The 13451-nt window shown below is 52.4% G+C and carries 14 protein-coding genes; 7 read left to right on the top strand and 7 right to left on the bottom strand.

Annotated features, from left to right (window positions below; translation table 11 throughout):
• Positions 1-48 precede the first annotated feature (48 nt).
• The 6 genes from bamD to IPG22_14680 all read left to right on the top strand — a co-directional run bounded on the left by bamD (position 49) and on the right by IPG22_14680 (position 4281).
• Positions 49-513, top strand: a complete 465-nt coding sequence (bamD, locus tag IPG22_14705; GenBank protein MBK6589538.1) for an outer membrane protein assembly factor BamD — start codon at positions 49-51, stop codon at positions 511-513.
• Positions 510-887, top strand: coding sequence for a VOC family protein (locus tag IPG22_14700; protein MBK6589537.1), 378 nt, complete (start codon positions 510-512; stop codon positions 885-887). The genes bamD and IPG22_14700 overlap by 4 nt, the downstream gene beginning before the upstream one ends.
• A gap of 38 nt (positions 888-925) precedes the next feature.
• On the top strand, positions 926-1852 hold the full coding sequence (locus tag IPG22_14695) for a bifunctional hydroxymethylpyrimidine kinase/phosphomethylpyrimidine kinase (protein ID MBK6589536.1): 927 nt from the start codon (positions 926-928) through the stop codon (positions 1850-1852).
• A 26-nt stretch (positions 1853-1878) separates the two neighbouring features.
• Entirely contained in the window at positions 1879-2637 is a 759-nt protein-coding gene (locus tag IPG22_14690; GenBank protein MBK6589535.1) for a hypothetical protein, read from the top strand.
• A gap of 76 nt (positions 2638-2713) precedes the next feature.
• Positions 2714-3475 carry an enoyl-ACP reductase gene (locus IPG22_14685; protein MBK6589534.1) on the top strand — a complete coding sequence of 254 codons (762 nt, stop codon included), beginning with the start codon at positions 2714-2716 and terminating at the stop codon, positions 3473-3475.
• Positions 3475-4281, top strand: a complete 807-nt coding sequence (locus IPG22_14680) for a TIGR00730 family Rossman fold protein (protein ID MBK6589533.1) — start codon at positions 3475-3477, stop codon at positions 4279-4281. The genes IPG22_14685 and IPG22_14680 overlap by 1 nt, the downstream gene beginning before the upstream one ends.
• Positions 4282-4345: 64 nt before the next feature.
• Here the strand turns inward: IPG22_14680 and IPG22_14675 are convergent, their stop codons facing one another.
• Positions 4346-4651, bottom strand: a complete 306-nt coding sequence (locus IPG22_14675) for a divalent-cation tolerance protein CutA (GenBank protein ID MBK6589532.1) — start codon at positions 4649-4651, stop codon at positions 4346-4348.
• A gap of 44 nt (positions 4652-4695) precedes the next feature.
• Entirely contained in the window at positions 4696-6576 is a 1881-nt protein-coding gene (locus IPG22_14670) for a 4Fe-4S binding protein (protein ID MBK6589531.1), read from the bottom strand.
• A 160-nt stretch (positions 6577-6736) separates the two neighbouring features.
• Here IPG22_14670 and IPG22_14665 point away from each other — a divergent pair, with 160 nt between their 5' ends.
• Entirely contained in the window at positions 6737-8956 is a 2220-nt protein-coding gene (locus tag IPG22_14665; GenBank protein MBK6589530.1) for a dockerin type I repeat-containing protein, read from the top strand.
• A gap of 72 nt (positions 8957-9028) precedes the next feature.
• Here the strand turns inward: IPG22_14665 and IPG22_14660 are convergent, their stop codons facing one another.
• The 5 genes from IPG22_14660 to IPG22_14640 all read right to left on the bottom strand — a co-directional run bounded on the left by IPG22_14660 (position 9029) and on the right by IPG22_14640 (position 13359).
• Positions 9029-10012 carry a M48 family metallopeptidase gene (locus IPG22_14660; GenBank protein ID MBK6589529.1) on the bottom strand — a complete coding sequence of 328 codons (984 nt, stop codon included), beginning with the start codon at positions 10010-10012 and terminating at the stop codon, positions 9029-9031.
• Positions 10013-10101: 89 nt separating this feature from the next.
• On the bottom strand, positions 10102-10536 hold the full coding sequence (locus IPG22_14655; protein MBK6589528.1) for a hypothetical protein: 435 nt from the start codon (positions 10534-10536) through the stop codon (positions 10102-10104).
• A 4-nt stretch (positions 10537-10540) separates the two neighbouring features.
• Positions 10541-11728, bottom strand: a complete 1188-nt coding sequence (locus IPG22_14650) for a class I SAM-dependent RNA methyltransferase (GenBank protein ID MBK6589527.1) — start codon at positions 11726-11728, stop codon at positions 10541-10543.
• A gap of 262 nt (positions 11729-11990) precedes the next feature.
• The gene (locus IPG22_14645) at positions 11991-12647 is read right to left on the bottom strand and encodes a hypothetical protein (protein ID MBK6589526.1); all 657 of its coding nucleotides are present in this window, start codon (positions 12645-12647) and stop codon (positions 11991-11993) included.
• Between the two features lie 34 nt (positions 12648-12681).
• Positions 12682-13359, bottom strand: coding sequence for a hypothetical protein (locus IPG22_14640; protein ID MBK6589525.1), 678 nt, complete (start codon positions 13357-13359; stop codon positions 12682-12684).
• Between the last annotated feature and the right edge of the window lie 92 nt (positions 13360-13451).

Genomic DNA, 13451 nt, shown 5'->3' with positions numbered 1-13451 from the left:
CGCCGCGGAGGGAAACTATTAGGCCGCTGCGAACATCTGTATTTAGTTATGAAAGAAAAGTTTTTAGCACTTATTTTCACTTTTACCGCCCTTGCGGCTTTTACTGTCTCGGCCTCTGCACAACGTAATGTAACGCCCGCGATCGACCGTGATCCGCTACTCGAGGCTGACGCCAAACACAATCTGGACGTCGCCCGTCAGGCCTTCACACCGCTCAAGAAAGCATACAAACAGGTTCTGCTGCGGTTTGAGGAAACTTACGCTGCTTATCCCGAGTTCTCACAGATAGACGAATTCCTCTACATCGCCGGCATGAGCAGTTACTATCTGTCGCAGAACAAAGGTAAACAAAAGATCGATCCAAAGTCGGAGAAAGAAAAAGAGAAATTTGCCTCGGAAAAACTTATCGCCGACGCCAGAGCCTATCTCGGAACGGTTGTCGAAAAATATCCGCAGAGCAAATTTGCTGAGGATGCTAAAAAGACGCTGGCATCGCTCCCCGAAGCAAAATGAACCTTAACCAGGTCACCATATATTCTAAGTTCCCTGTCGAGACGGTCGAGTTTTTTGAAAAGCTCGGCCTTCGTCGCATTGTGGATTCACTCCCTCGATATGCCCGGCTCGAATGCCCGGATGGTGAATCGACTCTTTCAGTTCACATCGGTGAGAATATCTCATCGAATAATGGAATAACGCTCTATTTCGAATGTGAGGAGCTCGATGAGAAGGTCGCGGAATTACGGGCTCTCGGGCTCAGTTTTGACGAAGAACCGACCGATCGCGAGTGGTTTGGGCGCGAGGCATATCTCAGCGATCCGAATAACAACAAGATCTGCCTGTTTTATGCTGGGGAAAATCGCAAAAATCCGCCATGGCGTGTAAAATAAAAGTTTTCGTATTTCAAACTCGGAGATTCTTTTAACAAATGTCTTTAACAGTAGTAGGTTCGGTTGCATTCGATGCCCTGGAAACACCCTTTGGTAAACGGGATAAGATCCTGGGTGGTGCAGCAACGCATTTTGGTTTGTCGGCGAGCTTTTTTACTGAAGTGAAAGCAGTTGGCGTCGTCGGTGGTGATTTTGGAGACGAGGAATGGGCGGTCTTTGATCGGCATCATATCAACACGGACGACATAGAGATCGTACCCGATGGGAAAACGTTCTTCTGGAGCGGTCGATACGATTACGACATGAACACGGCTCACACGCTCGATACGCAGCTGAACGTCTTCGAGACCTTCGAACCGAAGCTTTCTGAACACTCTAAGAACTCGAAATTACTATTCTTAGCGAACATTTTGCCTATGCTGCAGAAGAGCGTTCGTGAGCAATGCCCGAACGCTGAATTTGTTGCAATGGACACTATGAACTTCTGGATAACCAGCATGAAAGATGCCCTCATAGAGACCATCAAGGTAGTTGATTGCATCATCATCAATGATGCTGAAGCTCGTCAGTTGACCGATGAACCGAACATTCACAAGGCAGCTAAGGCCATTATGGATCTCGGGCTGAAGGCGGTTGTGATCAAGCGCGGTGAATACGGCGCAACCCTTTTCACTAAGGACAATTACTTTGCCGCTCCCGCATATCCGCTCGAAAGTGTTTTCGACCCTACTGGAGCTGGTGACACTTTTGCGGGCGGGTTTATGGGCTATCTCGCGGCTCACAAAGAGATCACTGAAGAAACACTGCGGCGGGCGATGATCTATGGTTCGGTAATGGCGTCGTTCAATGTTGAAAAATTCGGCACCGAACGCGTTGATGCTCTCGATTATCCGGAGATCAATCAGCGTTTTAAGGCGTTCAAGCAGATGACGCATTTTGACGATATCCCGTTTGAAAAAGCCTAGTCGGCAGCATAAAGGCCGGTCGGCACATGGACAAGAAACCTGAAAATTCGCTTCGACGGTTCGATCGGGAGCAGACCAACTATCCGCTGATAATTTTGACCGTGCTATTGTTTACGGTCTTGATTGCCGGCATCGTATTGTCGGTGCGTGCTGCGAATATGCCCCTGCTCGCGGTGTTCCTTGGAGCAATAGCTCTCCTGGGGCTGGTGGTGATTCTCGATGTCGCGAACAGACGTAGGATCGCGGCTGTTGACGACCGGAAATTCATTCGCTGGGATGCGGCAATGCCTGAGATCCAGCGGCAGAATGTGAACGTCGAGGTTCGCGAGTTATCACGACTTTTAGGAGTCGGTGACGACAACTTGGCAGACCTTCTTTCGGCATACATCGTCGCCGAAGATCTCGCACTGCGGCAGATACAACAGGAAGAGAATCTACCTTTAATGCGTCACGTTAGCATCGGCGGAACTCCTTTTGATGCAATACTTGTAGAACATGACTTAATAACCTGCATTGAGGTTTCTTTCCTCGTAGTTCCGGATGTAAGGCAGGAAAAAATCGAGTCGATGCTCAAAAAGATCACCCAAGCCAAGAAGAATCTTGCAGAGCTTAAAAGCCGCTTACGGCTTCGCCTGATGGTCGTTCTGGTGACCCAACTGACTTCCGACGAAGAAGAACGGCTTCGCGGAATGCTGATCACCAGACGCTTCACGGACACGCCCGTCGACATCGACATCAGGCTTCTCGATTTTGAGATGTTGCAGAAGGTGTATGTTTCAGAGTGATCTCTGATCCTTGAACTTGGATCTTTGCTGACGCAATGGTCAAAGTTCTAAGATCAAAGGTCGAAGATCAAAAATCATGCTAAAAAACAAAATAGGAATGATATTCGGCGTGGCGAACAAGCGTTCGATCGCGTGGGCGTGTGCTTCGGCTTGCAGCGAGCACGGTGCGAAAATGGCGTTCACTTATCAGGGTGAACGGCTGAAAGAAAATGTTGAAAAGCTAGCGGGCGAGCTTCCCGATTCGCTGGTTGTGCCGTGTGATGTGACCAATCAGGCAGATGTCGATGCGGCATTTGAGGCCGTCGCTAAGAAGTTCGGAAAGCTTGATTTTGTTATCCACTCTATCGCGTTCGCACCCAAAGAAGCACTTGAAGGAGAGTTTGTAACTACGACAAGGGAAGCGTTTAGGACCGCACTCGAGATCAGCGCGTTCTCGCTGACACAGGTTGCCCTCGCGGCCTCACCGCTTATGGCCGAAGGCGGCAGTATCGTAACGATGAGCTACTACGGAGCCGAGAAAGTTGTGCCCAGTTATAACGTCATGGGCGTTGCGAAGGCGGCACTCGAATCGTCTGTTCGATATCTTGCCGCCGATCTTGGTAAGTACAACATTCGCGTCAACGCGATCAGTGCCGGCCCAATCAACACTCTCTCGGCACGCGGAGTAAAGAACATGGGCTCGCTTCTCGGCTATGTCGGCGAAAAAGCACCGCTCAAACGTAACGTCACTGTCCAGGAAGTTGGCAATACCGCACTATTCCTAGTCAGCGACCTCTCAACGGGAATTACAGGCGAAACCATCTACGTCGACTGTGGTTACAACATCATGGGAATCTAATGTCATCGATCAAATCCACAAAACCCAAAATAGAGGCCCCCGCCAAGAATGCGGAGGTGCCCAAGACTATTGCCGAAGCAAAAGAGCTCGAGACGGCTCAGGGATATTGGCACCTGACGGACGATGAGGTCCTGCTGCGTTCGCCCGAGCCTGAGGACCTTTATCGCACGTCTGATTCGTGGCGTGTTTTTCGTATCCTGGGTGAATTTGTCAACGGGTTTGACGAACTTGCGACGATCACGCGGGGTGTTTCGATCTTCGGTTCAGCGAGAACGCCTGAAGACGATCCGATGTACAAAGCCGCCCACGAGACCGGTCTTTTGCTCGGTGCGGCGGGATTCGAGATCATCACCGGCGGCGGCCCCGGAATAATGGAAGCCGCAAATCGAGGTGCTCACACCGCCGGAGCGAAATCCGTCGGGTGCAACATCGAGCTTCCCTTCGAACAGATACCAAATCCATATCTGACCAAGTCCCTGACGTTCAAATACTTCATGGTCCGCAAGACCATGTTCATCAAATACAGCAACGCTTACGTCATTTTCCCGGGCGGTTTTGGCACGATGGACGAGCTTTTTGAGGCACTCACGCTCATCCAGACAAAGAAGATCCGCAACTTCCCCGTCGTGCTTTTCGGCTCCCAATACTGGCGGGGCCTTCTGCAGTGGGTCACTTCAGTGATGCTTCACGAAAAGTACATCAATCCTGAAGACCTCGGCCTCATCCACCTGACAGATTCACCCAAGGATGCAGTCGATTTCATTATCCGGACTTGCTACGAGGGAATGGACAATAGCGAAAAGTAAAAGGTCAGGGACTAAGAACTGTTATACGATCGCGATCTATATGCTGCGTGTATCACATTAACGTTTAGCTGATAACTCGTTGCATCCATTTGAGATACGATGCTGAGATCTTTGCGGGCTCGACAGCAACTATCTCCGGCACGTCGTAACTGTGGTGATCGATAATAAAGCGTTCGAGCTCGTTAAATTTTTCCGGGAGAGTCTTGATCAGCAGCAAAACCTCAGCCTCTTTCTGCACTTTTCCTTCCCAAATATAGATCGACGTCATCGGCGGCAGTATCTGAACGCAGGCAGCGAGTCGTGCGTTCACTATTGCCTCAGCCAGAGCCTCGGCCTGCGAGCTATTTGGGACGGTGGTGAAAACGATCATAATGCAATTATAGCGGAAATTTTTTTGGTAAATTAAGAGCCCCGTCAACGTCTTCCCTTGAACGTCGGGTCGAGCTGTATGGCGGTTTGGAAGTGTTTTTCGGCGAGGTCTTTCATGCCGAGGTTGTTGAGCCGCAGGCCGAGCATCCAGTGGAAGTATGGATCATTCGGGGTTGAGCGGTCGGCTTGGGTCTCGTATTGGGAGGCGGCATCGGTGCGGCCGAGCGAAGCGTTAGCGGCGGCAAGGAAGTTGTTTACGACCGGCAAGCCCGGATTGCCGCGCACGGCATCTGCCCAGACGGCGATCGCTTCGGTTTTGCGACCGAGCATCCATAGGGATTCGCCTTTTTCTTCGCGGGCGAGCAGGACGTTTGAGGCCGACATTGCCTGATCGAGAGTTCGCAACGCTTCTTCGTAGCGGCCAAGACGGTTGAGGATCGTTCCTTGATAGTAAAGGCTGATCGCTTTCGCCTGGCCGTCCTGCAGACGCGCGGCTTTAGCTAGCAGGTCGAGCGAGCCGTCGATATTGCCGCCAAGGTATTCGAGCCATGCGAGTTTTGGGATCGCCTCGACGTTGGTAAACAACCCGCGAGCGCGAGCGGTGTCGAAATGACGCCGGCCCTCGGCGATGCTCGCTTTATCCGCCGGGTTCAGCCATTGGGATGGATCGCGTTGTGCTAAAGCGAGTTCGTCCGGTATCTGCAGGCTCTGGAATGCAAGAGCTCCGGCTCGTTCGTGATAGCGAATGTAGCCGCTGTGAGCGACAAGGCCGAGCCACGAAAGTGCGTACACAAGGAAAACAAAACCGAAAGCCTTTACCTTGCCGCCAGACTTTAAAGTAAAACGGTAAAACGAGAGATCTTTTGCAACGATCAACCGCCAGGCGCGCATTGCGAGAAAGGTCGTCACACCGGCAATGCCGAGAGCCATCAGCATCGGTACAAGCTGATAAACGTCCCAAACCGCGAGCATGCTAAGGGCAAAGATCAGTGCGGCGGCGATCTCCTCAGGCCATGAGAGCGAATAATTCTTCTTTGCCGCCTTGCCGATGGCCGCTGCCGGCTTGCCGAAGCCAAAATAGAGAGCGTCGTTCGGGCAGACGGAAACGCAGTCCATACATTTCATGCAGCCCTGATCGACGACCATTCCAAATTTCTTGACCTCAGCATGGACCAGCACATTCGATGTGCAAGTCGCCGTGCAATGCCCGCATTGATTACAGGCATCGGTGACGCGGATCTTGCCGGGGGCGATCTTGTCAGCAAGGCTGAAAAATCCACCGTACGGACAGCCGTAGGTGCAAAAACCTTTGGAGCCGAGAAAGTAGACGGTCATAAAACCGCAGATAAAAAGAAATGGAACGGCGACCCAGAACGGCGGAAACGTTGCCCAGAATTCGGTAGTGATCAGATGATTGGTAAATCCCGGGATCAAGGGCGTATCCGGTGTGCGTACGATGGCTCTCAGCACCGTCGGCCAGACGAACATATAAAGAGCCGCGATCAACGGTACAAAAACGAGCAGGCGAGACCTGAAGGGCCGTGGCGTGAGTCCTACTTTCTTTAGAAGCCATGCACAAAGATCCTGTAGGGCAAGAATGTGACAGCCCCAGCCGCAGACGAAGCGTCCAAAGATCAGCGTTGCTAAGATCGCTAAAACAAAGAAGATAAAGCCCGCGTTGATCGCGCCATTCTGGAGCGTGTACATCGATTCCGATGGCTCGATCGGCGATACCGTCTTGCCCATTATCCACCATTGGACAAAATGAGCGACCATCAGGAGGTTCAACGCTATGAGAGCGGCGGCACGCCAACGAGCTGTTCGCGAGACACGAACCTCCGCTTTTTCAGACGGAGAATTGCCAAGAACCGGCAGCTCGATAGACCTTTTTTTAACAGCATTTTGGCCGTCGCACCCAGTTTTCATATCCCGCCTTTTCGATCAACTGCAAAATTTGTTTGGTCTTATTGTAATATGACTTGATTATGTAGTCGAAAAGGGTGTAAAAGTATTGTTTATGCTCTCTAGAATCTCTGCAGTCAGAAGTTCATCAGTTCGCCACCAACAAGGGGTCTAAACTTAAATTATGCTAAAGGTATTTGTCGTCTCGTTGCTCTCATTATTCACATTTTTCGGCAGCGGGTCGGACGGTTTGTTTTCGGGTATAGTTTCCGGCGGGCAAAAAGCTCAGACCGGCACGCTCGAAAAAATGATCGTCTCGACCGGCAGCGTTTCGATGGATCTCGATCTGAACCGGCTCAGCGGCGGCGCCGAATCAAAGCGTACGACGCTGAATTTTGACGCGTCGGGCGATTCGTTCTTCACGATCATGGTTTTCAATGGCGAGCTTCGCGGGCCGATGCCCAGTTCGATGGAGATCGTTCCGCGAACATCGATGGAGCTGCCTGCTAAGCTGGCCGCGTCATACGGCGACCTCGTTGTTGAAACGCTCCCGTGGGGCGGACAATACGACCTCGTGGTGCGTGACGGTAAAACGGGCTTTATCTTCTTTAACGTCGATGGCTATCAGTTGGGTTACGACCCGTCTGAGAAACACTTTTCGGCAACGACTGGGCGGCTTTTGATCTCGCCTGAATTTGCGGCCGAACTCGGGCGTCCGTCCGATGTCGGAGCAATTGTTGGTGAAATAGCCGTCAGCACGACCATGAAGGCGATCGAGATCACAAATATTGTCGAGGGCGAAACCCAGTCGGCAGTTCTTCCTGCCGGAGCCGGAATGGGGCCAAATGCCGGCACCACTCCGGGCCCGGATGTCATCGTCGGTGATGTCAACGGACTGGCTCAGTTCGGCAGTGCGACGGGAACACAGGTCGGTCTTGCACTCGGAACCGATTCCTGCAACGCGGGCGTCGTTAACCTGAACTGGAACGCTCTGCCGAGCAACGATCACCCGGTGATCCCGCAGAACATTTACAGAATGAGCGGCGGTGCCACTAACGACCAGACATTTGAACACATCGGCCAGTCGAGCGTGAAGCACGGCTTCACAGCACTGACACAGAACATATGCGGTTTCGGATGTAATGGAACAGGCGGATCACAGCTCGGTTCGGGTTGCTCCGACCCCTATGTTGCGAGCCTGAATGCCGGACCGAGCCTCGGCTCGCGAGCCTGGATTAATCCTTTCACAGGTTTCTTCCCGGCATCTAGTTCCGTAAATACGCATACCGGTCACGTAGGCGATTCTAACGCCGGACACCGCATGAGGACCGAGATCAGCGACCTGAGCACGACCTTGAATCCTGGTGCGACATATTATGCCGAAGGCCAGTACGTAACACCGCACGAATATCAGTGGTGCCAGGCCAACCCGGGCCAGTGCAACATGAACAATAACGTTTCTTACCGCCGGTACAACGTGATCGGAACGGGCAGCCCGTTCACATTCTCACCGGTCGGTTCGACTGTGAGACAGAAGGCCGCGATCAATGCATGGACGGGTGCGACGTTTGAATCGATCGAACCGGATCCGACGCAGGATGGCATCGGGATCGTCGGTTATAAGGTCACGAATCCATCACCTGGTGTGTGGCATTACGAATATGCGGTCTATAACCAGAACCTGGATCGAGGCATTCAATCATTCAGCATTCCTGTTGGAGCTGGCGTAACCATTAGCAATGTTGGATTCCACGCTCCGCCGCAGCATCCGGGGACGACCTTTGACGGCACTGCGAACAACGCGGGATACAGTAATTCAGCCTGGGCCCAATCACAGGCGGGCGGCAGCCTTACCTGGAGCTCTGAAACGCTTGCTCAAAACGCCAATGCTAACGCTATTCGCTGGGGAACACTCTATAACTTCAGATTCGATGCAAACGTCGCCCCTCAGGCGGGTGGTGCCACGGTCGGATTCTACAAGACTGGCAGCCCGCTAACCGTTAGAGTGTCAGTTCCCGGGGCAGGTGTAACGCCAACGCCAACACCGACGCCGGCTCCAACAGCAACCCCAACACCGGCACCGACAGCAACGCCAACCCCGACGCCGACACCGGTCCCGGTCGTTTCGACGTTGGAAGGCGATGTGGTTGACGCTAACGGCGGAGCTAACGGTGATGGCATGGTACTGGCAAATGATGTTAACATTCTTCGCCAGTTTGCACTCGGGAACATGAATCCCGAAACTCAAAGCCAGAGGGATCGGGCCGATGTTAATGGAACCTGCGGTGACGGTGCGATCAACTCAGCGGACGTGACGTTAGTTCGGCTGTACAATCTTGGATCGATCACGCCGACTAACTGCAACCCAGCCAGAGGATTCTTTGGACTGTTTTTTGGCGAGTAGGCGAAAGCGAAAAAGACAAAAAGGGAGAGGACCTGGATCCTCTCCCTTTTTTCTTTCTACTTGTATTCAATATTACTTCTTCGCGATCAAGCCATTGTATTCGTCCGAATCTGCCCATTCGAGGATCTCGGCAACACGCCAGATCGGAAACGGATGCGATAAGCCGGCATTCATCGTGTCAGCCCAAAAACGGTCGAGAGCCTTTTCGTCGTAATTCTTCTTGAATTCACGGCCTTGCTCGAGAAACAAGTCGTAATCGATCTTCGACGCAAACGTACCGCCGGCGAGCTTCATCATCGTTCGTCCGATCACGTGAGGATCCTGGACGACGAGCAAGGCCGCTCGGTCACAGCTCAACTCGGCACGGCGTGCCCACGAGAGCAGGGCGCTGGAGATGCCCATCGAAACGATCAGTTTGAGGATCTCAGAGCCAGGCACCAGTCTCGCGACCGAAATGTTTGCGAGAACCTCCATCAAACGAGCCGCCGTCAGATAGAGAACGTGTTCGGCATGCATGTGGCCGACCTCATGAGCGATGACCGCGAGCGTTTCCTCGTCGTTAAGGCGTTCGATCAGGGCCGAGTGGAGGACGATGATCGGCTTTTCGACGCCGCCGGTGAAGGCGTTGACCATCGGGTTCTGCTGAACGAACATATCCGGCATCGCGACGCCTAGTGTCGTACACGCGATCTGGAGTTTTGCGTAAAGGTCGGGGCACTGCGTCGGAGTGACCTTGATCGCACTCGCCATGAACGAGACGCGGATCGCCGATTCGCCGGTCCATGCGAGCAGCTTCTTGAGGACCGAATCAACTCCCGGGATCGCTTTCAATGCGGCGAGAGCTTTTTTGTCGAGCGGGTGAACGTAATCGTTCTTATGCAGATCGGAAAATTTCTTGTGCGGGCCGTTCGAGAGCGGCAGCTTACATTTGCCGCAATTGGCGGCGTTGTTTTGATAATCTTCTTTTACATTATTCTTCTGGCCGCAATAACGACAGCGTACCGAGTGAATTTTGGCCAGATCTGAGCTTTCTGATTCAGGATTCTTTTTTGGCATATTTGAATTTTAGACCACAGTTTTTCTTTTCAACAAATCATTATCTCATTGAGATAAACGAAACGCGGCCGGGAAAGTTTTATTTTATCTCACGGCTCTCTCTGCCACGACCACCAGGTGTAATGATATTCACGCTCTTCGACCCGAAACCTCGCACCGCATAGCGAGCAAACACAATCGTAATGATCGACCCAATTACCTTCTGCTAGAACGGTCGCGATTATCTTGATATTCCCGTCCTTTTCCTCGCCCGTCGGATCGAACATGTCGTCAAGAGGGTAAAGTGAGCAGAAACAATCTTCGGAACTTCCGGCAAGTTCGAGCTTTCTTATTGCGAAATCTAGATGGCTCGAGTTCGGCCTCAGCATTCCACCCAGCTTTACACCTTTCGTTAACTTCTTTATTCGATCCAGATCCTGGACCAGATGCGCCAGTTCGGATCGATCGCGTAGCTTCCTCACCGCACACGAAGCTTCCCGGATGCGTTTAGGATCCCTGGACGTCAGATCTTCAAGCAAACCCATACATTTACGAGCGGACAAGACGGACAACCGCCTCGATGTGGTGAGTTTGAGGAAAAAGGTCGATCGCGGTCATTTTTTCGATACGATAGCCGCCGTCGAGCATCATTCGCAGATCGCGGGCAAGAATCGATGGCTCGCAGGAAACGTATGATATCTCTCTCGGCTTGAGCTTGACGATCAGCGGTATCGTCTGTTTTTCGGTTCCGCTTCGCGGCGGATCGATCAGGACGAGATCGATGTCGCGGCCCTGATTTCCGTTCAAGTACCTGCCGACAGCCGACTGGACCATCTCGATGTTCGTCAAGCGGGGGTGCTTTATGTTCTTTTTCGCAAAGCCGACCGAAATTGGATGTTCCTCGACCGCCACGACCTTTTCAAAATGCCTCGCAAGCGGCAAAGCAAACAACCCGACGCCGCTGTAAAGATCAAAGGCCGTCTTGCCCGACGCACCGCCGATCGCGGCTTCGATAAGGTCGCCGACCAGGAATTTGTTCGCCTGGAAAAACGCCTGGGCAGAAAAAATGTACGTGTCGTCCTTCGTCGCGAACGTCAGTTCGGCGGTCGGCTCGATCATGTCCGGAGAAAAAAGCGATACGCGGCCTTCTTCGCCCGTCGCAGCCTCAACCTGAGCTTCGTCAGCCCACAGGCCTTCCCAGTCCATGCTCTCGCGGGTGTATTCGAGAGATGACTGCAAGCCCGGCGTTAAGATGGGGCAATGCGTCACGTCGATAACGTCGTGCGAATCGCGTCGAAAATAGCCTAATTTTCGTGACCGGCGGTCAATGTGCCAGCGGGCCCGCGAGCGATAACCAAATTCGTTTGGGCTGCCGATGATCGGAATTTCGCCTTCGTGTTCGATCTTCCCAATTCTATGCAGGCAATCGCGAAGGATGCCGACCTTCGCGGCAAGCTGCTGCTCGTAGCTCATCTGCTGAAAGTCGCAGCCGCCGCATTTACCGAAATATTCGCAGGGCGGCTCGACGCGTTTAGGCCCAGGCTCCTTAACCTCAACAGCGACGGCAAACGCCATCCGCTTTTTCACCTCAACGATCCGCACACGCACCAGATCGCCAGGCGCCGTCAGCGGCGTCAGTACCGTCAGATCTTCGGCAAATCCAAGCCCAAAGCCGCGCGGAACGATCTTCTCGACGCGAACCTCAATAATGTCACCGGTTGTATAGTGTTTACTCAAAAAAATTACCGCCCGAACACCAGAGGTTCAGGAAAATACTATCCTTGCTTAAGAAACTGGACTTTTTCAATTAAACACAAAAATCGCTGGATAAGCTATTCGAGATCAGTCTTGTCGGGGTCAGAACCGCCTGCGTAAGCGGGCGGAAGGAAGATTAGTACTTAGGCACTTCGGTTTATTAGACTCGCTCTGGGTTCCGCTTTAATTATTTCAATGGCCAGGCCGTTCCGCCCGCTTACGCAGGCGGTTCTGACCCGGACTTCTATTTCAGGGCGAAGTTACCCTTTTCCAGAATTCGCCGCAGTGTCTGCAGATCGTCGTCACTGGTATAGGAGAGCGTGAACATGATCGCGTAACCGCTTTTTACGGTCGCGTACATTCGCTTCTTTCCGGCGGTCGATGACGTGTCGAGGTATGCGAACTGTCTCGCTCCGAGCCTTTCAGCCTTAGTCGCGGAATAGACAAAGTCAGGCGGCAGTTTTGCCGTTGCGTAGGCCGCAGTGATCGCGTCAAAATAGTCCACCGCGTCACGTATCTGGGGATTTGGTTTGAGATCCTCTGAGGTAACACGAAGGATCGCACCGCCGCTCGTCGCTTCAGAGCGAAAAGCCGTCATCAGAACCTGGATCGATCGGCTCGCCTTCGATGTTGCCAGATCAACGCCGATGTCGTGGCCGCTATCCTTCAAAACCCTTTCAAAATCAGCTCCGCCGATGAACCAATTTTGCGGAACGGTGATCTCAAAGCCAAATTTCTTGTTGCTGTAGGTCCGCTCCTCGACCTTCCCGCCCGTTGCCTCAACGCCCGTTTCCTTGACCGGAACTCCGGCGGGAAACTTTGTAACCTTCGGCTTAGTCTGCGAAAAGCCGTTAATAACCAGAAAAACACTTACTCCAACCACTAAAAAAACCTTTCTCATTCTTTCCTACTTCCTGTTCCGCTGCCCCGGCGACCTACAAATAAAATAATCCGAGACGCGGTACGCCCGCCTCTTCGCGAAGGCGTTTCGTGAGCATCAGGTCAAACGTATTTTTATAAGCTTCAGGATTCATATCTGCCTTGTAACCTCGCAGATGCCCGGCGACTTCTTTCTCTAGTACTTTTAGATGCACCGGATCCCAATTTGATCGCATGGCTCGTTCGAGAAGTTTTTCGATGTCAGCAAGCGTCGAATCGACCTTTTCCGGCGTGTTGGCAAGATTTGCGCAAAGCTCTTCGAGTCGGGTAACAGCTCGCGAAATTTCTTCCTGCATTCCGGGCATTGAGATCGCGTTAAGATCGTTGATCGCATTCTGAATGTGGTTTTTTATAGCGTCCGTTGAAAAGGCAGGTTCAGAAGGCGGGTCGCTATGCGTTTCCGAGCTTCCCGTTCGGGCAGTCATCCATTCCGCATACTGTACTTCGATCTCTTCGCGACAGTAGAAAAGGCTCTTGATGGTGCGTGTTCCGGCAGGCTGCTTGTCAAAAACATCAAAAACGGATTCGATCGAGCGAATGACTATATGAAGCGGAATTCCGCGATCCTGCCACGCCTCCATCAAGGCCCAATCAAGCGGGCTCAGGAACAGATTCTTGCCGCGGCGACGGATAAATGTGTCTTCGATCTCAGTAAAATAATTGTAGTAGTTCACGCGTCACTTCATGCTAGACGAGACGATTGGCAGTGTCAAAAAATCAGGTCAGAACCCGTGCGTGGGTTCGCGGAAAACAGTGATTTGTCCTC

It is taken from the genome of Acidobacteriota bacterium (genome assembly GCA_016703965.1).
GTDB lineage: Bacteria > Acidobacteriota > Blastocatellia > Pyrinomonadales > Pyrinomonadaceae > OLB17.
Note: the sequence above shows the minus strand (reverse complement) of the source record. Positions and strands in the feature narration are given on the sequence as shown.